Raw genomic sequence first — 20,326 nt, 5'->3', positions numbered from 1 at the left:
CGCGTCGTGGCCCGCGGGGAGATCGTCTGGATGGGGCGGATTCTCTGGGTCAGCCAATAGCCCGCGGCCCGCGAAAAGGCCGCCCCGAAGGGCGGCCTCTCCGGCCTCCCGCCGGGGTCAGCGGGTGACGTAGTGGGCGTTGACCCAACCGCCGTTGGCGAGCTGGACCCATTCGCCCTGCGAGCCCACGGCCGAGAAGGACTGGCCGGCCGAAAGGCTGCCGACCTGGCGGTAGTTGGTGCCCGGACCCGAGCGGACGCGCAGGTTGGTCGTGGCGCGGAAGGTGTCCGCGCTGCTGGCGTCGCTGTAGGCGTAATTCGAGTTGTAGGCACGGGCGCGCTGCTGGTTGCAGCCGATGTAGGAACCGGCGGCGGCGCCGGCGCCGGCGCCGACCGCGGCGCCGAGGGCGCGTTCATTGCTGGATATCCGGCTGCCCGCGAGGCCGCCGATCACGGCGCCGATCGCGGCGCCGACTTGCTGGCGACCGCCGGGGGCGTCGCAGTTGGTGATGCCGTTGGCCTGCTGGGCCATCGAGGCGGTCGGGACCGCGGTGACCAGGGCCGCCAGGGCGGCGGCGGTGGCCAGGGTGGTGTTCATGAACTTCGACATGGTCTCTCCAATTCATCGAGCTTGGTCGATGGCAGGAGAATGCGCCGCGGCGGATGAAGGCTCCCGGAGCCCCGCCGTTATGTTCGGTTCATGTTCGTCGGAGCGCCGCGGACCGTCAGGCGGCCAGTCGTCCGTTCGCCCCGTCCTCGATCAGCTGGATCGTCTGCGGCAGGCCGTAGATGGCGGCGAAAGAGCCGAAGCGCGGCCCCTGCGAGGCGCCCAGCAGCACTTCGTACAGCGCGCCGAACCACGCCCGCAGCGGCTCGAAGCCGTGTTCCTTGCCGACCGCATAGACCTCGGCCTGGATCAGCTCGCCGTCGGTGGTGTCGACGGGCAGGGCCTTCAGCCGCCCCGCCAGGTCGAGCAGCGCCGCCTTCTCCCGGTCGTCGGGCAGGCGGTACGACCTGGTCGGCTTGACGAAGTCCTCGTAATAGTTGAGCGCCCGGTCCATCAGCTGGTCGAGCAGCGGCTCGGTCTCGGGCGTGGCCTCGGGCAGGTAGCGGGCGAGATAGGCCCACAGCTGCGCCTTGTCCGACGCATTGGCCACCCCGACCAGGTTCAGCAGCAGGGCGAACGACACCGGCGAGGCATGCTCCGGCGGCGACCCGGCGTGGATCGACCAGACGGCGTTGTCGATCCGCCGGGCCGGCTCCTGCGTCTTCCAGGCCTCGATGGCCGCGAGATAATCGTCGATCGCCCGCGGAATGACGTTGAAATGCAGTGATTTGGCCGACTTCGGCGACTGGAACATATACCAGCTGAGCGACTCCGGCGTGCCGTAGCGCAGCCATTCGTCCATGGTCAGGCCGTTGCCCTTCGACTTGGAGATCTTCCTGCCCTCGACGTCGAGGAAGAGCTCGAAATTGAACCCCTCGGGCGGCGTGCCGCCCAGGGCGCGACAGATCTTGCCGCTCTCGCGCACGCTCTCGATCAGGTCCTTGCCCGACATCTCGTAATCGACGTCCAGCGCCGTCCAGCGCATGGCCCAGTCGGGCTTCCACTGCAGCTTGACATGGCCGCCGGTGACCGGAACCTCGGTGCGGCCGCCGCCCCCCTGCTCCACTGGGTCGTCGAAGACGATCGTGCCCTTGGCCACGTTGCGCTCCAGCGTCGGCACCTGCAGCACATGGCCGGTCACCGGGCTGACCGGCAGGAAGGGCGAATAGGTGGCGCGGCGCTCCTCGCCCAGGGTCGGCAGCATGATCGCCTGCACGGCGTCGAACCGCTCCAGCAGGCGCAGCAGCACCGCGTCGAAGCGGCCGGATCGGTACTGCTCGGTCGAGGACAGGAATTCGTAGTCGAAGCCGAAGCCGTCGAGGAAGGCGCGCAGGCGGGCGTTGTTGTGGGCGCCGAAGCTGTCGTGGGTGCCGAACGGGTCGCGCACCACGGTCAGCGGCTTGTGCAGGTCCTCGGTCAGCATGTGCGGATTGGGCACGCCCTCGGGGACCTTGCGCAGCCCGTCCATGTCGTCGCTGAAGGCGATCAGCCGGGTCGGCCAGTGGTCGCCGGTCAGGGCGCGGAAGGCGTTGCGCACCATGGTCGTGCGCGCCACCTCGCCGAAGGTGCCCATGTGCGGCAGGCCGGACGGGCCGTAGCCGGTCTCGAGGATCACCGGCCGCCGCAGCGCCTCGAAGGTCGCCAGCGCCTCTTCGGCCTTGCCGGAATCGATCAGCAGTTTGGCCGCGTTGCGCTCGGCGTCGCTGAGCCGCTTCTTCAGCACATGGGCCAGAAGGTTGCGGGCCTGTTCGAACGGCCATGATCGGGCGTCGCGCGCGAGGGGTTCGAGGTTCTGCAGCATGCGGAGGCTTTGCAGGGTCGGGGGGCGCGGGTCAACGGCGGGGGCTCTTCGGGCCCCGCGTCGGGGGGCGGCGAAATTTTTCCGTCCGGCCCGGCCCCGCGCCCTTGAAGCCCGGACGGCCGGGCCCAAATCGCGTTCGGGACCATGTTCCCGGCGTCCGAGCGGACGTCCTCAAGATCATTCGCCAACCGGCGGGATGAGACTGGGGCGCGGGCCAGACCCGCCGCGCTCATCCTGCCTCTTACAGGAGGTAGAGAGATGAACATGCGAAGCCTGACACCCTGGAGCCGCGGCGACCGTACGCCGGCCAATACCGGCGGCGGCGAAGCCGACAATCCGGTCCTGACGCTCCACCGCGAGATGAACCGGATGTTCGACGACGTGCTGCGCGGCTTCAACGCGCCGTTCGGCGGCGGACTGATCCGGACCAGCGGGCCCAGCCTCGACGTGGACGAGACCGACAAGGAATATCGCGTCACGGCCGAACTGCCCGGCCTCGGCAAGGACGATGTCGAGATCATCTGCCAGGAGGGTCTGCTGACCATTCGCGGCGAGAAACAGGGCGAGAAGCGCGAAGGACGCGGCGTCAGCGAGCGCTGGTTCGGCCAGTTCGAGCGCCAGCTGTCCCTTCCCGACGCCGACGAGAACCGGGCCCAGGCCTCGTTCCGCGACGGTCTGCTGACCATCACCCTGCCCAAGACGGAGCGGGCCCAGCAGAAGGTGCGGCGCATTCCGATCAACGACTCGTCGGCCACCACCCACTGACCGGGGCGCGCGGGCTCGCCGCCCCGCGCCCTTGGACCGACCCCGCCGGAGCATCGAGGGATCGCCGGAAATGGAACGTGTCGTGGTCGAAGCGCTGGCCAGCGGCTGGGCCGTCCGGACGCGGGCCTTCGACAATCTTCTGGTCTTCCGGTCGGGCCGGGCCGCGGAGCGGGCGGGCCGCAACCTGGCCCTCACCCTGGCCGGACTGGGCGAGCCCGCGGAGCTGCAGCTTCGGCTGAAGGACGGCTCGACGGCGGCCCGCTTCGTCTGCCTGCCGCCGACGGAGAAGGATCCCGATCCGCTGGTGGTCGGGGTGCGGCCGCGGGCGCGACGGAGCGAGCCGGGGCCGGCCCCGGCCCGGGGCGAAGCCCGGACGACGGGGATCTGAACGGGTCGCGCTTGACCCGGCCCCCGGCCCGTGGCCTTTGCCCCGGCCCATGAAGACCGCCGATTTCGACTTCGACCTGCCGGACGACCGGATCGCGCTGCGCCCGGCCGAGCCGCGCGATTCCGCGCGCCTGCTGGTGGTGCGGGACGGCGGGCTGGAAGACCGGATCGTCCGCGATCTGCCCGACTTCCTGCGGCCCGGCGACGCCCTGGTGTTCAATGACACCCGGGTGATCCCGGCGCGGTTGTCGGGGGTGCGGGAGCGGGTCGGACCTGAGGGCGAGATGCTGACCGTGGTGGTCGAGGCGACCCTGCACCACCGCGACGCGCCGGACGTCTGGTCGGCCTTCATGAAGCCGGGCAAGCGGATCAAGGCGGGCGACCGGGTGCGGTTCGGGACGGAGAGCGACTCCGCCTGCCTGCTCGGCCGGCTCGACGCCACCGTGGTCGACAAGGGCGAGGACGGCCTGGTCACCCTGCGCTTCGACCTGTCGGGACCCTTCCTGGACGAGGCCATCCGCGACGTCGGGGTCATGCCCCTGCCCCCCTATATCGCGGCGAAGCGGCCCGGGGACGACCGCGACCGGTCGGACTACCAGACCCTGTTCGCCCGGTGGGACGGCTCGGTCGCCGCGCCGACGGCGGGGCTGCATTTCACCCCGGCGTTGATGGAGGCGATCCGGGCGAAGGGCGTCTCCACCCATGCCGTGACCCTGCACGTCGGGGCCGGCACCTTCCTGCCGGTCAAGGCCGAGGACACCGCCGACCACAGGATGCACGGCGAATGGGGCGAGGTCTCCGCCGGGGTCGCCGCCGCCCTGAACGGGGTGCGCGCCGCCGGCGGCCGCATCGTCTGCGTCGGCACCACCTCGCTGAGGCTGCTGGAGAGCGCCACGGGCGAGGACGGCGTCGTCCGGCCGTTCCACGGCGACACGGCCATCTTCATCACCCCCGGCTACGCTTTTCGCGCCTGCGACGTGCTGATGACCAATTTCCACCTGCCGAAGTCGACCCTGTTCATGCTGGTCAGCGCCTTCGCCGGGCTGGAGGCGATGAAGGCCGCCTATGCGCATGCGGTGAAGGACGGCTACCGCTTCTATTCCTATGGGGATGGGAGCCTGCTGTTCCGCGCCTGAGTCCGAGAGTCAGACGGCCGCGCGCCAAGGATCGAGCAGCTGGATCGGCAGGCCCGTGAAGTCGCGGACGTTGCGCGTGGCCAGGGCCGCTCCAGCCACCGCGACGATGCCGGCGATCATCATGTCCGAGGGCTGTGAGGCGGCCCCCCCGGCTTCCCGCAAGGCCCTCAGGCGTCCGGCTTCGCGCCCGGCCGGTTCGTCCAGCGGCAGCACGGTCAGGGCGGCGGCGAAGGCCTCGAACCGCCTTTGCAGGTCGTTTCGGCGCCGACCCCCAGGTAAGCGTCGCAGGCCGAATTCGATTTCCGCCACCGTCACGGCGGTGGTGCTGAACGTCGTGTCGCCCAGTCGGATCAGCCAGTCCCGCACCGCCGGGTCCGGCGACGGTTTCATCAGCTCCGAGACCACATTGGTGTCGAGGACGATCATCGGCCGCCCGGCCCTTCAGCCGAGGTCCGGCGCCGGCCGGTCCCCCCCACGAGGCGGCGGGGTCAGGTCCATCCCGGTCTCGCTCTCGAAAAGTTCGCGCGACAGCGACCACAGGTCCTTGCCGGTGACTCCGCCGACCGCGCGGCCCAGAATAAGGCGGGCCTCCTCCTCCATCGAATGACCCTGGCGGGCGGCGCGCACGCGCAGACGCTCCTTGATGTCGTCCTCGAGGTTGCGGATGGTCAGGCTGGCCATGATGACATCTGTATCACAAGGGTGATTGCAATGCTAGCAATGCAAGCGCGACGTCGCCGTCTGTGGCCAGCAGGCCCGGCACGTCCTAAATGCCCGCTCCCGACAAGGATTGAGTCCCGCTTGCCCTTCGCCTTCGACATCACCGCCACCGACGGCCGGGCCCGCACCGGAGTGCTGAAAACCCCGCGCGGCGACATCCGCACCCCCGCCTTCATGCCCGTGGGCACGGCGGCCACGGTGAAGGCCCTCACGGCCGATCAGGTGGCCCAGACCGGGGCCGACATCCTGCTGGGCAACACCTACCACCTGATGCTGCGGCCGGGGCCGGAGCGGATGCAGCGGCTCGGCGGGCTGCACCGGTTCATGGGCTGGGACAGGCCGATCCTGACCGACAGCGGCGGTTTCCAGGTCATGTCCCTGGCGGGCATCTCGAAACTGACGGAGGAGGCGGTGACCTTCGCCAGCCATATCGACGGCTCGAAACATGTGCTGACGCCCGAGCGGTCGATCGAGATCCAGGCCGACCGCATCGGCGCCGACATCTCCATGCAGCTGGACCAGTGCGTCTCATGGCCGGCCGAGGAACCCGCGGCCCGCGCCGCCATGGAGCTGTCGGCGCGCTGGGCGCAGCGCTCGAAGGCCGCGTTCGGAACACGCGAGACCCAGGCCCTGTTCGGCATCCAGCAGGGCTCGACCTTCGAGACCCTGCGCCGGGAATCGTCGGACCGGCTGCGCGAGACCGGTTTCGACGGCTACGCCATCGGCGGCCTGGCCGTCGGCGAGGGCCACCAGGCCATGTGCGAGGTGCTGGACTATGCTCCGGACATGCTGCCCGCCGAGCGGCCGCGCTATCTGATGGGCGTCGGCAAGCCGGTCGACCTGGTCGAGGCGGTGGGACGGGGCGTCGACATGTTCGACTGCGTGCTGCCGACCCGGGCCGGGCGCCACGGCCAGGCCTGGACCTGGAGCGGGCCGATCAACCTCAGGAACGCCCGCTTCGCCGAGGACCAGGACCCGCTCGATCCTGACGTGCCCTGCCCGGCTTCCACCGGCTATTCCAAGGCCTATCTGCACCACCTGATCCGGGCCGACGAGATTCTCGGCAAGGTGCTGCTCAGCTGGCACAACATCGCCTTCTTCCAGGCCCTGACCGCGGCGATGCGGGCGGCGATCGCCGGGAAGAGGTTCGAGGCCTTCCGCCGCGACTTCCACGGCCGTCACGCGTCGAACTAGCGCTGGCTGTGGCCCCGCGGCCGAAACCAGCCGGGTGCGGCCGGAGGCGCGCAATCGCGCTGCATGCCTGTCCCCTTCAGGAAGGCGCGCCGCATCCGCCCGGCCTGGATGGCCGACTGGACGTGACGGCTGTGCTGCTCGGCCCCGGAGAGGTGGCGGATCCAGCTGCGCCCCGGGATGAAGTCGGTCGTGGCGTCGCGGACGGCGTCCAGCGCCGCCGCCGCCGCCGCGTCGGCGGCCCGTTCGCTGGGGAAGGCGCCGTCGGGGGACGGCGGCTCGTCGGCGTCGGGGCCCAGGGCCTCGTTCAACCGCGCGATCTCGGCCCCGATGGTGGCGCACTGGTCGAGGTTGCGCAGGTCGTAGGGATTGGCCTCGGCCTGGAGCAGGACGGTGGGGATATGCTCGCGGCGCAGGTTGATGTCGTCCAGCGGGGCGGTCGCCGCCGCGCCGACCCCGGCCCCGAACTGGCGTGCGCCATCCATGGCGGATCGCCCGGCGTTGCAGGCGGACAGCGGGATCAGGACGACGAGGACCAGAAGGGCGCGCATATCCCTTTGAACCACGGCCGGCCCGCCGCCGGAAGCGTCCGCGCTCCGGGGCTTCAAGCTCGCCTTTTTTCGATTGGCTTGCCGGCGTTTGGGAGTAGTGTCCCTCGCGATGATCCAGGCGCTCAAAAGGTGGTTAGCGCAGCTGAGCTGCAAGCATAGCTACCGCTACAGCCGCAGCAAGCCGGGAACCTTGGTCTGCAAGCATTGCCGCCGCCGCAAGCCGAGGCCCGAAACCTGATTCACCCGCCGCCTGGTGGCGGCGTTGTGGGCCGTCGCCCTGGAAGAATCGACGTTCTGATGGGGCATGGCGAACTCCTTTCGGTGTTCCACGACAACCGAAACGGCCCGGCCTTGTTCCAGAAAAGGGGTTGGGTGGTACGTCCTCTCGGGCTCGAACCGAGGACCCTCTGATTAAAAGTCAGATGCTCTAACCAACTGAGCTAAGGACGCATACCCACGCGGCCCGCGCGTGCGGACCGCGACGCGCCTTCTGTTGCAAAGCGCGGCCGGGGTCAAGCGCCGCCTCGACGGTTGCGGCGGTCAAAGCTATTCAAACCCGATGAAACCTCTGTCCGGCCTGCGCATCCTCGAGTTCGACGGCCTCGGGCCGGTCACCTTCGCCGGCATGGTCCTGGCCGATCTCGGGGCCGATGTTCTGCGCCTGACCCGGAGCGCGGCGGCCGGCGCGGCGGCGTTCACCGAGGTCGGCGGCGAGGTGCTGCACCGCGGCCGGCCGGCCGTCGCCGTCGACCTCAAGGACCCGGCCGACCTCGACCGGGTCCGGGAACTGGTCGGCCCGGCCGACGCCCTGATCGAGGGGTTCCGGCCCGGGGTGATGGAGCGGCTCGGTCTCGGACCGGAGGTCTGCGCCGGGCTCAACCCCCGCCTGGTGTTCGGCCGGATCACCGGATGGGGGCAGACCGGCCCGATGGCCCGGCGGGTCGGGCACGACCTCAACTACATCGCCCTGTCCGGAGCCCTGGCGATGACCGGAGAGCCGGACCGGCCGCCGCGGCCGCCGCTGAACCTGGTCGGCGACTACGGCGGCGGGGCCATGCTGCTGATCACCGGCCTCCTGGCCGCCCTGCTGGAGGTCCGCACCACCGGAAGGGGACGCGTCGTCGACGCCGCCATGACCGACGGGTCGGCGCTGCTGACCAGCCTCTTCCACGCCCTGGCGGGGCGCGGCCTGTGGAGCGAGGCGCGGGGGGCCAATCTGCTCGACGGAGGGGCCCCCTTCTACCGCTGCTACGCCTGCCGCGACGGCCGCTTCGTGGCCGTGGGCGCGCTGGAGCCGCGATTCTACGCCGCCCTGCTCGAGGGTCTCGGCATTCCGCCCGCGGAGGCGCCGCAGTCCGACGCGGCCGGATGGCCGGTCCTGCACGCCCGCTTCGCGGCCGTCTTCGCCACGCGGGACCGCGACGACTGGGCGGCGCGATTCGAGGGCGTCGACGCCTGCGTCACCCCGGTGCTGAGCCTGGCCGAAGCCCCGCACCATCCGCACAACGCCGCGCGCGGAACCTTCGTCGACGAGGGCCTCGTCCAGCCGGCCCCGGCCCCGCGGTTCGACGGCGCGGCGCCGCGGCCGGAGCCGCAGCCGCCGGCCCTGTCGCTGGACGGCGCCGCGGCGCGCTGGCGCTGAGCGGCGCTCAGGCGACGGCGGCGCCGGCGAGGTCGGGACGGCTGGCGGCGCAGGCCTCGGCCAGGGTCCGGGCCAGCACGGCCGGATCGATCGGCTTGGTCAGGAAGGCGTGGACGCCGGCGGCCTCCCAGGCCGCCCGATGGACGTCGAGGGCGTTGGCGGTCAGGGCCACGACCGGCGTGCCCCCGTTCAGCGCCCCCTGACGAATGCGCCGGGTCGCCTCGAGGCCGTCCATGACCGGCATCTGCATGTCCATCAGGATGGCGTCGAAGCGTTCGGTCGCGGCGGCGTCGACAGCCTCGGCGCCGTTGTGCACGAGGGTCAGGCGGCAGCCGTGGGGCTCGAGCAGCAGGCCGAGGATGCGCCGGTTCACCTCGTGATCGTCGGCGGCGAGGATCGACCGGCCGCGCAGCATGTCCGGGATTTCGGGCCGGGGCTCCGGTCCGGCCGGAGAGCCGGCGGCCTCGGCCATGGGCAGGACGAGGAGGAAGGTCGAACCTTCGCCCAGGGTGCTGGAGACGGTCAGGGCGCCGCCCATGATCTCGGCCAGCTTGCGGCTGATCGACAGGCCGAGGCCGGTGCCCCCGTGCCGCCGGGTCGTGCCGGCGTCGGCCTGCTCGAAGCTGTTGAACACCTGGGCGAGCCGGTCCGCGGGAATGCCGCAACCGGTGTCCGACACCGCGACCGACAGCCGGGCGCCGTCCCAGTCCACGGCCACGACGATCTCGCCCCGCTCGGTGAATTTCACCGCGTTCGAAAGCAGGTTGAAGAGGATCTGCTGGAACCGCAGCGGGTCGGTGCGCACCGTCTCCGGCACCTCGGGGGCGATCCGCAGCGTCAGCCGGACCCCGTTGGCCCGGGCTCGCGGCTCCCACAGCCGGCCCAGCGTCGCCAGCCGCTCGCGCACGACCATGTCGGCGCTCTCGACCTCCATCTTCCCGGCCTCGATCTTGGAGAAGTCGAGCACGTCGTTGAGCAGGCCCATCAGCACGTCGCCGGCGTCGATCAGCATCGACACGTGCTCGCGCTGGCGGGGGTCGAGGCGGGTGCGCCGCAACAGGTTGGCGGCCGAGATGACCGCGTTCATCGGGGTGCGGATCTCGTGGCTGACCACGGCGAGGAAGTCGGACTTGGCGGCGCTGGCGATCTCGGCCTTCCGGCGGGCCCGCTGCTCGGCGTCGCGGGCCGACTGCAGGGCGGCCGTGGTCATCGAGCTCTGCCGCACGGCGACCACCAGATGGCTCATGTAGAGCAGGCATCCGATCGGGATCAGCAGTTGGTGCCAGGCCTCTCCGAGCACGGCCCCGAGGGCCGGCAGGCCGAGGAAATAGGCCGCGTGCGAGGCCACCGCGGCGATCAGGACCGGCCGCACGTGGTGCATGTGCAGGCTGACGTGCAGCAGGCCGCCGGCGCACTGGATCATGGCGAAGATGCGTCCGACCTCGCCGCCGCGGAACCAGAGATAGGTGGTGATGGCGCCGTAGACGACGACTCCCAGCACCGTGACGGCCACGCACAGCATCACATAGGCCGGGCCCGGCTCCCACGACGGTTGCCGGCGGAACCGCCGGAACACCAGCCAGTCGAGACCCTGGGTGGCCAGCACGGCGATGAACCAGACGGCCGGCCAGATTCCGGGAACCATGAACCAGGCCGTGGCCCCGATGAAGGCGGCGAGGGCGAGCCGGGTCTTCAGCTCCCGGAATCGCACCTGGGAAACCATGGCGTAGGCGGTCACGGTCATCGGAGGCCCCTCCAGTCCGTCACATTGGGGGCAAATGGAAAAGGATTGGTTGCCGGGCGGATGACCGGGGCCCGGTTCCCCGCTATGGAACAGTCAATACGGCCGTGCGTTGGAACGCCGATCCGGGGAGCTGCTGATGAAACGCCTTGTCGCCCTTGTCGCCATCGCCGCGGCGGTCGTGCTGACCGCCTGCGAGGACCCGCGTCCGGCCGAACCGGAGGTGATGGACACGCCGATGGAGGAGCCGGTCGCGGCCGCCGTCGAGGACGTCCAGGCCCCGGTCGCCGCGCCCGAGGCGGCCGACACCCCCCCGGACAACAGCACCTCGCCGGCGGCCAAGCGCAGCTCGGAGGAATCCGTCCAGCCCGACAGCGAAACCCTGTTCTACTGACTTGCCGGAAGGGCGGCGCGCAGGATGCGCCGCCGTCGGACCGGACTCCGCCCGTGGCCCGCCGGTTCCCGAGCGCCCGCCCGTTGATGAAGGTATCCGTTTGACGCCGAGGCCCGCCCTGTTTCTCTCCACCGCGGCGGGGCTCGCAGTTCTGGCTTCGGCCGCGGCCGCCGACCCCCGGGCTCACGTCCGCGGCGACATGGATACGGCCCTGCGCGAGCAGCTGCAGCAGGCCATCGGCGAGGCCGACGGTCCGCCGTCCAGCCGGTTCGAGGCGCGGCGCCGGGCGCGCGGCGCGGCCGAGGCGGCCGAGGCCCTGCTGCGGTCCGAAGGCTATTACCAGCCGGTCCTCGAGGACATCGTCGAGGGCGAGGAGGGGCCCGTCGCCATCGTCGCCGTGACGCCCGGCCCCCGCTTCGCCCTGGGCGATCCGGTCGTCAACTGGATCGAGCCGCCGCCGGCGCCGGCCGTGCAGGCGGAGGTGCTCGGCGAGCTCGACCTCGAGGCCGGCGATCCGGGCCGCGCCGTCGACGTGATCTCCGGAGAGGGACGGGTCGTCGCCGGCCTGACCCGCAGGGGCCACGCCGACGCCCGCGCCGAGCCGCGCCGCGTGGTCGTCGACCATGCCACGCTGACGGTGCGGCCGACCTACAACATCGTCGCCGGCCCCCTGGTGCGCCTCGACGGCGTGCGGCTGGAGACGCGCGGCCCGACCAGTCCCAACTGGGTCGCCGGCCTGGCGCCCTGGTCCGAGGGCGAGGTCTATGATCCCGAGGATGTCGCCGAGCTGGAGCGTCGTCTGCTGGAGACGGGAGTTTACGACGGCGTCGGCGTCGCCCTGGCGCCGGCGGCCCAGACCAATGCGGCCGGCCGCCGTCCGATCATCGTGACCCTGGCCGACCGGCCGCGGCGCATCCTCGAGGCCGGCGCGACCTTCTCGACGGCCGAGGGCTCTGGCGTCGACCTGCTGTGGACATGGCACAACCGCTTCGGCCGGGCCGACACCCTGGTCTGGCAGGCGCGCGCCGCCGACGTCGACAGCCGGCTGGGCGTCGACCTGCGCCTGCCCCACTGGCGCAGGCCGGGCCGGACCCTCAGATTGTCGGCGGCGGTGCTGAACGAGGACACCGACGCCTATCGCCGGACCGCCGCCGTCGCCGCCGCCGACCTGCAACAGCGCATCGGCAAGACCTCGTGGTTCAGTTACGGCGTCGGGCTGGACGCGGGCCGGTACGACGAAAACCGGTTCGATCCCGTCACCGGGGCGCCGGTCAAGTTCGAGCGCGAACTGATCATCCTGACCGGGCGCGGCAGCGCCTATCTCGACCATTCGAACGATCCGCTGGACCCGACCACCGGCTGGCGGCTGACGACCTCCGTCCAGCCGACCGCCGTCTCGGGCGAGGACAGCACCGTGTTCCTGCGCGCCGAGGCGCAGGCGACCGCCTATCTGCCGGTCCAGGACAATGCCAGGACCGTGCTCGCCGGCCGCGTCCGGCTCGGGTCGATCATGGGCGGCGAGGAGCTGACCGTTCCCTCTGACCGGCTGTTCTATTCCGGCGGCGGCGGCTCGGTGCGCGGCTACGAATACCAGGGGGTCGCCCCCCGGCTGCCGGACAATACCCCGCGCGGCGGCCTGAGCCTGTTCGAGGCCTCGGCCGAGGTGCGGCGGAACCTGTTCCGGAACTTCCAGGGCGTGGTTTTCGTCGACGCCGGCTCGGTCGGCTTCGACCAGGCGCCGGACTTCAGCAACATGCGCTACGGCGCCGGTTTCGGCCTGCGCTACAAGCTGCCGTTCGGGCCGATCCGGGCGGACATCGCCTTCCCGATCGACAAGCGCGAGGGCGACGCCGACTTCCAGGTCTACGTCAGCATCGGACAGGCGTTTTGACCGACACGCCGCCCCCTTCGGAAGCCCCTGAAACGCCGGCGGTCAAGGCGCGGAAGAAGCGCACGCGGCTGCAGGCCCTGGCCTTCTTCGGCGGCGTGGGCGCGGCGATCCTGGCCGCCCTGCTGCTGGTGACCGCGGTCGGCGGGCGGATGTATCTGCTGTCCGACTCCGGTCGGGGCCTGGTGACCAGTTTCGTGGCGGGCAAGAAGCTGGGCCGCTACGGGCGGATCAACGTGGAGGGGGTGCGCGGCGACCTGTTCGACGACTTCACCATCGAGCGGGTGACGGTGACCGACGCCGACGGGGTCTGGCTGGAAGCCCGCGAGGTGCGGGTCGACTGGAACTGGTGGCCTCTCGTCCTGCGCCGGTTTCACGCCACCCAGGTCGAGGCCGGGGTCGTCCGGCTGATCCGCCGGCCGCTGATCGAGCCGCGGACCGAGCCGCCCGGCCCGCAGCCGCTGTCCGTCGACATCGACCGCTTCTCGGCCGACATCGAACTGCTCGAAGGCTTCAGCAAGGAATACGGCCGCTGGAAGCTCGCGGGCGAGGCCCAGGTTCCGCGCAGGGGTACGAAACGGGTCGTGGTCATCGCCGACAGCAACAGCCGGCCCGGTGATTTCGTGCGTCTGACCGCGGCGGCCACCGACGATCTGGCCGACCTGCGGCTGAACCTGCGCGCGCGGGAGGCCCGCGGCGGGCCGATCGCCGGCGCCCTGGGCTATTCGCCGGACGAGCCCTTCCTGGCCACGGCGGTGGTCAATGGCGAGGTGGTCGACGCCGAAATGCGGACCGGCGGCTTCACGCCCCTGATCATCAAGGGCGTCTATGGGCCCGAGCGGACCAATATCGCCGGCTTCGTGGACTTTTCCGGGTCGGACCTGCTGGATCCCTTCGTGCGGCGCATCGGCCGCACCGCGCGGTTCGCCCTGGCCACGGCGCCCGACCGGAATGGCGACGGCCTGCAGGGCGTCGGCTGGCGGCTGGTCGCCGAAAACCTGAGCTCGCGCGCCAGCGGCCTGATCCGCCTCAGGGACCGGCGCGTGCCGCGCGGGGTGCGCATCAACGTCTCGACGCCGTCGCTGTCGCGGCTCGTCGGCCGGCCGGCCGGCGGCGGCGCGACCTGGACCGCGCTGTTCCGCGGGGACACGGGCCGCTGGAGCCTGGACGGTTCGATCGAGGTGCTCGACGCGAACCTGTCCAGCTATCAGGCGCAGCGTATCCGGGGTCCGGTCAACATCCGCGCACGCGACGGCCGCTACGACATCGACGGCGACATCCAGGCGGCGGGCGGCTCGACCGCGGGCGTGGTCGGCGGCCTGCTCGGACCGGCGCCGCGGGTCCGCTTCGAGGCCGCCCGGCTGGTCGACGGCTCGGTCCTGCTGGAGCGGCTCGACGCCGAGGGGCGGGCGTTGAAGGTCACCGGCACGGGCGGACGCAATCTGCTGGGCGGCCTCGGCTTCCGGGGCCGGGCGGAGATCACCGACGCCAGGCGGCTGCGCCCGGGCGCCGAGGGCGCCTTCGGCGGCGGCATCGCCGCCTCCATGCCGCGCCCGGGCGCGCCGTGGCAGGTCACCTTCGACGGGCGCGGACGCGACTTCGCCCTGGGCGTCGGCGAGCTGGACCGCCTGATCGGCCGGAGACCGCGCCTGCAGCTGGTCGGATCCCTCGACGACGGCCGGGTGGTCCTCGACGCCGCCCGGCTGACCGGGGCGCACGGAAACGCCGCCGCCCGGGGGTTCGTCGAGGGCGACGGCCGTCTGCGCCTGGCGATGAACTGGAACGCGCGCGGGCCCTTCGGCGTGGGTCCGCTGGAAATCGACGGAGCCATGACCGGAAGCGGCACGGTCGGCGGCGTCCTGGCCCGGCCGACGGCTGACCTGAGGGCCGGCTTCGGGAGGGTCGGCGCCGGCGCGCTGATCCTCACCGATGCGGTGATGGACCTGAATTTCAGGCGCGGGGCCGACGCCTCCGACGGGCGCATCTCCGTGGTCGCGGGCTCGAACTACGGGCCGGCCCGGGCGAGTGGAAACTTCCATCTCGGCGGCGACCGCATCCGGCTGAGCGACGTCGACCTCGACGCGGGCGGGGTGACGGCCGCCGGGGCCATCGCCCTGTCCAACCGCTTCCCCTCCAGCGCCGACCTGACCTTCACCGCCCGGCCCGGCGCCTTCCTCGCCTCGGGCACGGCCGACGGCCGCATCCGCCTGACGGAGGGAGCCGGGGCGGAGACCGCGATCCTCGACGTCAGCGGCCGCAACGTCCGCCTCACCGGATCGTCCTGGGTCATACGTTCGCTGGAGCTCGACGGCCGCGGCACGCTGGACCGCCTGCCCTTCACGCTCAGGGCCGACGTCGCCGGGGCGACCCCGGTCAGCTTCGACGGGACCGGAGTCTATTCCCGCCAGAGAACCGCCCAGACCGTCGTGCTGGAGGGCTCCGGCCGGGTCCGCGAGGTCGCCTTCGTCACCCGCAATCCCGCCGTCGTCGCCCTCGCAGGCGACGGTCGCGTGGTCCGCGTCGATCTCGGCGTCGGCGGCGGCGTGCTGACCGGCGAACTGCGCCAGGATTCCCGCGCCGCCATTGTCGCGGCCGACCTGACCAGCGTCGAACTGGGGGCCCTGGCTCCGGACCTGCGCGGACGCGCGACCGGGCGGATTTCGCTGCGGGGGGCCGGCGCCGATCTGTCGGGCTCGGCCAATGTGACGCTGGACGATGTGCGCAGCGTCGACGCGCCGCGCGGGCTGGCGGTCGACGGAACCCTGAACGCCGTGCTGGTCGACAACAGCCTGCGGATCCAGGCCCGCGTCGCCGACGCGGACGCGGTGCGCGCCAGCGCCGACCTCACCCTGCCGGTCGAGGCGTCGGCCGCGCCGTTGCGGCTGGCGGTGGTGCGCACCCGGCCGATGTCCGGCGCCATCGACATCCAGGGACAGGTGCGGCCGGTCTGGGACCTGTTCCTGGGCGGAGAGCGGTCGCTGTCCGGCATCGTCAATGCGCGCGCCACCCTGGCCGGGACCATCGCGGCGCCGCGCATCAACGGCCGCATGGACCTGTGGCAGGGCGGCTTCCGCGACAACGCCACCGGCCTGCAACTGCGCGACGTCACCCTGGCCAGCCGGTTCGACGACACCACCGCCCTGGTCGAGAGCTTCTCGGCCACAGACGGCTCCGGCGGGAGAATTTCCGGCGACGGCCGCATCGGCCTGCGCGAGGGTTCGGGATCCAGCGTCGAACTCACCCTCGCCCGGTTCCGGATCATCGACAACGACATCGCCGAGGCCCGGGCCTCGGGACCGCTCGGCGTCGTGCGGGCCGAGGACGGCAAGATCCAGCTGACCGGCCGGATCGACATCGACGAGGCCCGCATCCAGGCCAATCCGCCCGGATCGCGAGGGATCATCGAGATGGACGTGGTGGAGATCAACAAGCCCGGCGGCGACATTCCCGAGGCCGAGCAGAACCGTCCGCGCGGCCCGCAGATCGGCGTCGACATCGCCCTCCGGTCGCCGGGCGGCGATGTCCTGGTGGTCGGCCGCGGCCTCAATGTCGAGATGAACGTCAACGCCCGGGTGACCGGCACCATCAACCGACCGACCCTGACCGGCACGGCCCGGGTGGTGCGCGGCGACTATGATTTCGCCGGCAAGCGCTTCGTCTTCGACGACCGCGGCACGGTCACCCTGTCGACCCGGCCGGAGAACATCCGCCTGAACCTGACCGCGACCCGGGACGACCCGGCGCTCACCGCGACCATCCGGGCCACGGGAACGGCCGCGCGGCCGGAGATCGCCCTGACCTCGACGCCCCAGCTGCCGCAGGACGAAATCCTGTCGCAGGTGCTGTTCGGACGTTCGGCCTCCCAGCTTTCACCGTTCGAGGCGGCCCAACTGGCCGCCAGCGTGGGGGCGCTGGCCGGCGGCGCGGGCTTCGACGTGATCGGCAACCTGCGCGAACTGGCCGGTCTGGACCGGCTGTCGTTCGGCGGGGAGGCCTCCAGCCTGACCGTCGCCGGCGGCCGCTACATCACCGACGACGTCTATCTGGAGATCATCGGCGGCGGCGAGAACGGCGCGGCCGTGAACGCCGAATGGCAGGTGCGCCGCAACCTGACCGTCAGTTCGAAATTCGGCGGCCAGGGCGAGGCCAGCCTGTCGATCCGCTGGCGCCGCCAGTCCCGCCCGCCCGGGGCCGATCATGACGACCGGCGCCCGAACCGGTAGGCTCAATAGGCCTGGGCTTCGCGGAATTTGCGCAGGGCGCCGGCCCCGCGGACGCCGGCGATGTGGAGGATCAGTTCAATGACCAGGACCACGATGCCGAAAACCATCATCCACGGTGCGTTCATCGGCGTTTCGGGCACGTCCATCTGACCGGCCATCATCTGCGTCAGGACCGTGGAGCCAAGGCCATAGACGACAAGGACGATAAAGAGGGTCGGGATGACGGTATTGGGCTTCACCCACTGAACCAGCCCGAGGATCAGTTGGATCACGACCATGGCGATCATCGCGTAGAAGGTGAACTGGGCTATCGTCCCGGCCATGCCCGCAACCTGCGCATCCGCCCCCGCGCTCTGGGCGGCGGCGGCGATCTTCATGGCCTCGAGGCCGCCGTTCAGCATCATGACGACGCCGAACACGCCGTAGGCCACCCCGATGAAGATGGCGATCGCGCTGGCCCTCGCCGCCCTCAGCGCCTCTGATTCCGTTCCGACGGTCGCCATCGGATTGAACGCCCTGATCCAGTCACCCATGCTTTGTCCTCCTGTGTGGCGTGGAAGCCTAGCCGCTGACCGGGAGCCGCGCCATCGTCCCCTCGCCTTCACCTTTGCCGTCGGCGCGGCTAGGGTCCGGCCGCATGCGAATTCTCCCCCAGGAACAGGCGGTGCTCGACCATGTCGCGGCGCGCGGAACGGCCATCGTCGGCCGGGCGGTCGACTGGGCCGGCGTCAATTCCGGCAGCCGCAACACGGCCGGACTGGCGCGGATGCTGGACCTGCTGGAAACCGCCGCCGCGCCCCTCTCGGCGGATGTCGCCCGCCTGCCTGCCGGCGGTTCGACCAGCGTCGGCGACGACGGGCGGGTGCGCGAGGAGGCCCACGCCGACGCCCTGGGGATCAGCAAACGGCCGGACGCGCCGGTGCAGGTGATCCTGACCGGCCACTACGACACCGTCTTCCCGGCCGACGGCGCCTTCCAGACCGTCGCGACGCGCCCGGACGGGGCCCTCAACGGCCCGGGCATCGCCGACATGAAGGGCGGGATCAGCGTCATGCTGGCGGCGCTGGAGGCGTTCGAGACCCATGCGGACAGGGGCCGCGTCGGCTGGACCGCCCTGCTGTCGCCCGACGAGGAGATCGGCTCGCCCGCCTCCGCCCCGCTGCTGGCCGAACTGGGCGCGCGCGGCCATGTCGGCCTGACCTATGAGCCGGCGCTGGCGGACGGGACCCTGGCCGGGGCGCGCAAGGGCAGCGGCAACTACCATCTGATCGTCCGCGGCAAGGCGGCCCACGCCGGCCGGGCCTTCGACGAGGGCGCCAACGCCGTGGCCGGCGCCGCCATGATCGCCGCCCGCCTGCACGCCCTCAACGGGCAACGGGAGGGCGTCACCGTCAATGTCGCCAGGATCGCCGGCGGCGGTCCGTTGAACGTCGTCGCCGACAACGCCGTGGTCCGCTTCAACGTCCGCGTCCCCGACGCCCTGGCCTCGGCGTGGATTTCTGAAGCGGTGCGCGACATCGCGTCCGAACCGCCCTTCTCCGGCCTGACCCTGGACCTGCACGGCGGCATGACCCGCGCGCCCAAGCCGATGGACGCCTCCCAGACCGCCCTGTTCGAGGCGGTGCGGGAAACCGGGGCCCTGCTGGGCCAGACCCTCGCCTGGAAGCCGTCCGGCGGCGTCTGCGAGGGCAACAACCTGCACGCGGCCGGCCTGCCCAACATCGACACCCTCGGGGTGCTGGGCGGCGACATCCATTCGGACCAGGAGTTCGCCTGGCCGGCCAGCTTCGTCGAGCGGGCGCAGCTCAGCGCCCTGATCCTGTGCAAGATCGCCTCGGGCGAGATCGACGCGCATCGGCTCAAGGCGCTGCGAATGGAGACGATGTAACCCCATGCTCGTCGTCCGACCCGCCGGCCCCGCCGACCTCGATCACCTGCTGGAACTGGCCATCCTCAGCGGCCCGGGCTTCACCAGCCTGCCCGAGGACCCCGACCAGCTGACCGAGCGGCTCGAGCTGAGCCGCGACAGCTTCTCCGGCGCGCTCAAGCCGCAGGATTGCTGGTACACGCTGATGCTGGAGGAGGCGGACACGGGCGACGTCGACGGCGTCGGCTCGGTCAAGGCGGCGGTCGGGCTGAACCGGCCCTTCTTCTCGTTCCGGCTGGTCAACAACACCCAGTCGTCGCCGTCGCTGGGCGTCAAGCTGGACCACCAGACCCTGGTGCTGGTCAACGAATGCAGCGGCTGGACCGAGGTCGGCTCGCTGTTCCTCAAGGCCGACCGGCGCAAGGGCGGCGCGGGACGCCTGCTCAGCCAGTCGCGCTACATGCTGATCGGGGCCCAGCCGGACCTGTTCGCCGAGACGGTGCTGGCCGAACTTCGGGGCGTGTTCACGCCGGACGGGGCCTGCCCGTTCTGGGACCATGTGGCCCACAAATTCTTCCCGATGGAGTTCGACGACGCCGACCGCATGACCGGCTCGACCGACAAGCAATTCATCCTCGACCTGTCGCCGCGCCACCCGATCTATGTCGAACTGCTGCCCGAGCCCGCCCGGGCGGTGATCGGCAAGGTCCATCCGCAGGGCGTGCCGGCCATGGCCCTGCTGGAGAGCGAGGGCTTCCGCCCCAACGGCCTGGTCGACATCTTCGACGCCGGGCCGACGGTCTGCTGCGACCGCGACAATATCCGCACCGTCCGCGACGCCCGCCGCCTGACCGTGCGCCTCGCCGCCGAGGTCGAGGCCGAACTGCCGGCGCTGATCTCGACCGACAGCATCGCCGCCTTCCGTGCGGTGCGCCAGCGGGCGGCGGTCGAGGGCGATACGGCGACCCTGAACCGCGAAACCGCCGAGGCGCTCAGGGTGCGGGAAGGCGACAGCGTGCGGGTGAAGACGTGAGCGCCTGGATAGAGACCCCATGACCAGCTTCCAGTCCATCGACCCCGCCACCGGCGAAACCGTCTGGGAGGGCGCCGCCGCCTCTCCCGCCGCGGTCCGGGCCGCCGTCGACCGCGCCCGCGCCGCCTTCCCCGACTGGGCCGACCGGCCGCGTCAGGACCGCATCGACGCGGTCAAACGCTACCAGGCCGTGCTGAAAGCGCGGGCGCCGGCCATGGCCGAGGCGATCAGCCGCGAGACCGGCAAGGCCCTGTGGGAGACCACGGCCGAACTGATCGCCATGCAGGGCAAGGTCGACATCTCCATCCGCGCCTATGACGAGCGCACCGGCGAGCGCACCGCCGAGACCGGCTTCGGCCAGGCCGTCCTGCGCCACCGGCC

At 71.5% G+C, this 20,326-nt stretch carries 19 protein-coding genes and 1 tRNA gene; 11 read left to right on the top strand and 9 right to left on the bottom strand.

Features of this window, described 5'->3' with window-relative positions; translation table 11 throughout:
* Positions 1–117 precede the first annotated feature (117 nt).
* Together Q0588_RS06095 and Q0588_RS06090 are read right to left on the bottom strand one after the other, a co-directional pair.
* Positions 118–609: an SH3 domain-containing protein gene (locus Q0588_RS06095; RefSeq protein ID WP_298744678.1), complete on the bottom strand. Its 492-nt coding sequence runs from the start codon at positions 607–609 to the stop codon at positions 118–120.
* 115 nt (positions 610–724) lie between these two features.
* Complete coding sequence (locus Q0588_RS06090) at positions 725–2,407, bottom strand: lysine--tRNA ligase (protein WP_298744676.1); 1,683 nt, start codon at positions 2,405–2,407, stop codon at positions 725–727.
* Positions 2,408–2,671: 264 nt separating this feature from the next.
* On the opposite strand from Q0588_RS06090, the gene Q0588_RS06085 reads away from it, so the two are divergent.
* The 3 genes from Q0588_RS06085 (at position 2,672) to queA (ending at position 4,695) form a co-directional block, all read left to right on the top strand.
* The gene (locus tag Q0588_RS06085) at positions 2,672–3,172 is read left to right on the top strand and encodes an Hsp20/alpha crystallin family protein (protein WP_298744674.1); all 501 of its coding nucleotides are present in this window, start codon (positions 2,672–2,674) and stop codon (positions 3,170–3,172) included.
* A 70-nt stretch (positions 3,173–3,242) separates the two neighbouring features.
* The gene (locus Q0588_RS06080) at positions 3,243–3,560 is read left to right on the top strand and encodes a hypothetical protein (RefSeq protein ID WP_298744671.1); all 318 of its coding nucleotides are present in this window, start codon (positions 3,243–3,245) and stop codon (positions 3,558–3,560) included.
* A gap of 49 nt (positions 3,561–3,609) precedes the next feature.
* Complete coding sequence (queA, locus tag Q0588_RS06075) at positions 3,610–4,695, top strand: tRNA preQ1(34) S-adenosylmethionine ribosyltransferase-isomerase QueA (protein WP_298744670.1); 1,086 nt, start codon at positions 3,610–3,612, stop codon at positions 4,693–4,695.
* A gap of 9 nt (positions 4,696–4,704) precedes the next feature.
* On the opposite strand, the gene Q0588_RS06070 is transcribed toward queA, so the two are convergent.
* Entirely contained in the window at positions 4,705–5,121 is a 417-nt protein-coding gene (locus Q0588_RS06070) for a PIN domain-containing protein (RefSeq protein WP_298744668.1), read from the bottom strand.
* A 15-nt stretch (positions 5,122–5,136) separates the two neighbouring features.
* Positions 5,137–5,376, bottom strand: a complete 240-nt coding sequence (locus Q0588_RS06065) for a hypothetical protein (RefSeq protein WP_298744666.1) — start codon at positions 5,374–5,376, stop codon at positions 5,137–5,139.
* 120 nt (positions 5,377–5,496) lie between these two features.
* On the opposite strand from Q0588_RS06065, the gene tgt reads away from it, so the two are divergent.
* Positions 5,497–6,609 (top strand): tRNA guanosine(34) transglycosylase Tgt, encoded by a 1,113-nt coding sequence (tgt, locus tag Q0588_RS06060; RefSeq protein ID WP_298744664.1) that lies wholly within the window; start codon positions 5,497–5,499, stop codon positions 6,607–6,609.
* On the opposite strand, the gene Q0588_RS06055 is transcribed toward tgt, so the two are convergent.
* From Q0588_RS06055 to Q0588_RS06045, 3 genes are all read right to left on the bottom strand, one after another.
* Entirely contained in the window at positions 6,606–7,157 is a 552-nt protein-coding gene (locus Q0588_RS06055; protein ID WP_298744662.1) for a hypothetical protein, read from the bottom strand. The two genes, tgt and Q0588_RS06055, sit on opposite strands and share 4 nt — an antisense overlap.
* Before the next feature lie 165 nt (positions 7,158–7,322).
* Entirely contained in the window at positions 7,323–7,463 is a 141-nt protein-coding gene (locus Q0588_RS06050) for a hypothetical protein (protein WP_298744660.1), read from the bottom strand.
* 67 nt (positions 7,464–7,530) lie between these two features.
* Positions 7,531–7,607, bottom strand: a tRNA-Lys gene (locus Q0588_RS06045).
* 109 nt (positions 7,608–7,716) lie between these two features.
* On the opposite strand from Q0588_RS06045, the gene Q0588_RS06040 reads away from it, so the two are divergent.
* Complete coding sequence (locus Q0588_RS06040; protein WP_298744658.1) at positions 7,717–8,799, top strand: CaiB/BaiF CoA-transferase family protein; 1,083 nt, start codon at positions 7,717–7,719, stop codon at positions 8,797–8,799.
* A 7-nt stretch (positions 8,800–8,806) separates the two neighbouring features.
* Here Q0588_RS06040 and Q0588_RS06035 read toward each other — a convergent pair whose 3' ends face one another.
* Positions 8,807–10,543, bottom strand: a complete 1,737-nt coding sequence (locus tag Q0588_RS06035; RefSeq protein ID WP_298744656.1) for an ATP-binding protein — start codon at positions 10,541–10,543, stop codon at positions 8,807–8,809.
* A 136-nt stretch (positions 10,544–10,679) separates the two neighbouring features.
* Here Q0588_RS06035 and Q0588_RS06030 point away from each other — a divergent pair, with 136 nt between their 5' ends.
* The 3 genes from Q0588_RS06030 (at position 10,680) to Q0588_RS06020 (ending at position 17,045) form a co-directional block, all read left to right on the top strand.
* Complete coding sequence (locus Q0588_RS06030) at positions 10,680–10,934, top strand: hypothetical protein (protein WP_298744655.1); 255 nt, start codon at positions 10,680–10,682, stop codon at positions 10,932–10,934.
* Between the two features lie 100 nt (positions 10,935–11,034).
* Complete coding sequence (locus Q0588_RS06025) at positions 11,035–12,825, top strand: autotransporter assembly complex family protein (protein ID WP_298744653.1); 1,791 nt, start codon at positions 11,035–11,037, stop codon at positions 12,823–12,825.
* Positions 12,822–17,045, top strand: a complete 4,224-nt coding sequence (locus tag Q0588_RS06020; RefSeq protein WP_298744651.1) for a translocation/assembly module TamB domain-containing protein — start codon at positions 12,822–12,824, stop codon at positions 17,043–17,045. Before Q0588_RS06025 ends, Q0588_RS06020 begins: the two co-directional genes overlap by 4 nt.
* Before the next feature lie 2 nt (positions 17,046–17,047).
* Here the strand turns inward: Q0588_RS06020 and Q0588_RS06015 are convergent, their stop codons facing one another.
* On the bottom strand, positions 17,048–17,578 hold the full coding sequence (locus Q0588_RS06015; protein WP_298744649.1) for a hypothetical protein: 531 nt from the start codon (positions 17,576–17,578) through the stop codon (positions 17,048–17,050).
* A gap of 104 nt (positions 17,579–17,682) precedes the next feature.
* Here Q0588_RS06015 and Q0588_RS06010 point away from each other — a divergent pair, with 104 nt between their 5' ends.
* The 3 genes from Q0588_RS06010 to Q0588_RS06000 all read left to right on the top strand — a co-directional run.
* On the top strand, positions 17,683–18,933 hold the full coding sequence (locus Q0588_RS06010) for a hydrolase (RefSeq protein WP_298744647.1): 1,251 nt from the start codon (positions 17,683–17,685) through the stop codon (positions 18,931–18,933).
* 4 nt (positions 18,934–18,937) lie between these two features.
* Complete coding sequence (locus Q0588_RS06005; RefSeq protein ID WP_298744645.1) at positions 18,938–19,945, top strand: arginine N-succinyltransferase; 1,008 nt, start codon at positions 18,938–18,940, stop codon at positions 19,943–19,945.
* Between the two features lie 19 nt (positions 19,946–19,964).
* Positions 19,965–20,326, top strand: a 362-nt coding sequence (locus Q0588_RS06000) for an aldehyde dehydrogenase family protein (RefSeq protein ID WP_298744643.1), incomplete at its 3' end; no start/stop codon positions are given.

Source organism: uncultured Brevundimonas sp., assembly GCF_937870815.1.
In the GTDB taxonomy this organism is placed as follows: domain Bacteria; phylum Pseudomonadota; class Alphaproteobacteria; order Caulobacterales; family Caulobacteraceae; genus Brevundimonas.
Note: the sequence above shows the minus strand (reverse complement) of the source record. Positions and strands in the feature narration are given on the sequence as shown.

What these genes read in the sequence shown, in the direction of transcription:
- Q0588_RS06005 (WP_298744645.1), top strand. Translation starts at nt 18,938, where the DNA reads ATGCTCGTCGTCCGACCCGCCGGCCCCGCCGACCTCGATCACCTGCTG.
- Q0588_RS06085 (WP_298744674.1), top strand. Translation starts at nt 2,672, where the DNA reads ATGCGAAGCCTGACACCCTGGAGCCGCGGCGACCGTACGCCGGCCAAT.
- Q0588_RS06040 (WP_298744658.1), top strand. Translation starts at nt 7,717, where the DNA reads ATGAAACCTCTGTCCGGCCTGCGCATCCTCGAGTTCGACGGCCTCGGG.
- Q0588_RS06080 (WP_298744671.1), top strand. Translation starts at nt 3,243, where the DNA reads ATGGAACGTGTCGTGGTCGAAGCGCTGGCCAGCGGCTGGGCCGTCCGG.
- Q0588_RS06050 (WP_298744660.1), bottom strand. Translation starts at nt 7,463, where the DNA reads ATGCCCCATCAGAACGTCGATTCTTCCAGGGCGACGGCCCACAACGCC.
- Q0588_RS06035 (WP_298744656.1), bottom strand. Translation starts at nt 10,543, where the DNA reads ATGACCGTGACCGCCTACGCCATGGTTTCCCAGGTGCGATTCCGGGAG.
- Q0588_RS06055 (WP_298744662.1), bottom strand. Translation starts at nt 7,157, where the DNA reads ATGCGCGCCCTTCTGGTCCTCGTCGTCCTGATCCCGCTGTCCGCCTGC.
- queA (WP_298744670.1), top strand. Translation starts at nt 3,610, where the DNA reads ATGAAGACCGCCGATTTCGACTTCGACCTGCCGGACGACCGGATCGCG.
- Q0588_RS06090 (WP_298744676.1), bottom strand. Translation starts at nt 2,407, where the DNA reads ATGCTGCAGAACCTCGAACCCCTCGCGCGCGACGCCCGATCATGGCCG.
- Q0588_RS06010 (WP_298744647.1), top strand. Translation starts at nt 17,683, where the DNA reads ATGCGAATTCTCCCCCAGGAACAGGCGGTGCTCGACCATGTCGCGGCG.
- Q0588_RS06065 (WP_298744666.1), bottom strand. Translation starts at nt 5,376, where the DNA reads ATGGCCAGCCTGACCATCCGCAACCTCGAGGACGACATCAAGGAGCGT.
- Q0588_RS06015 (WP_298744649.1), bottom strand. Translation starts at nt 17,578, where the DNA reads ATGGGTGACTGGATCAGGGCGTTCAATCCGATGGCGACCGTCGGAACG.
- Q0588_RS06070 (WP_298744668.1), bottom strand. Translation starts at nt 5,121, where the DNA reads ATGATCGTCCTCGACACCAATGTGGTCTCGGAGCTGATGAAACCGTCG.
- Q0588_RS06030 (WP_298744655.1), top strand. Translation starts at nt 10,680, where the DNA reads ATGAAACGCCTTGTCGCCCTTGTCGCCATCGCCGCGGCGGTCGTGCTG.
- Q0588_RS06095 (WP_298744678.1), bottom strand. Translation starts at nt 609, where the DNA reads ATGTCGAAGTTCATGAACACCACCCTGGCCACCGCCGCCGCCCTGGCG.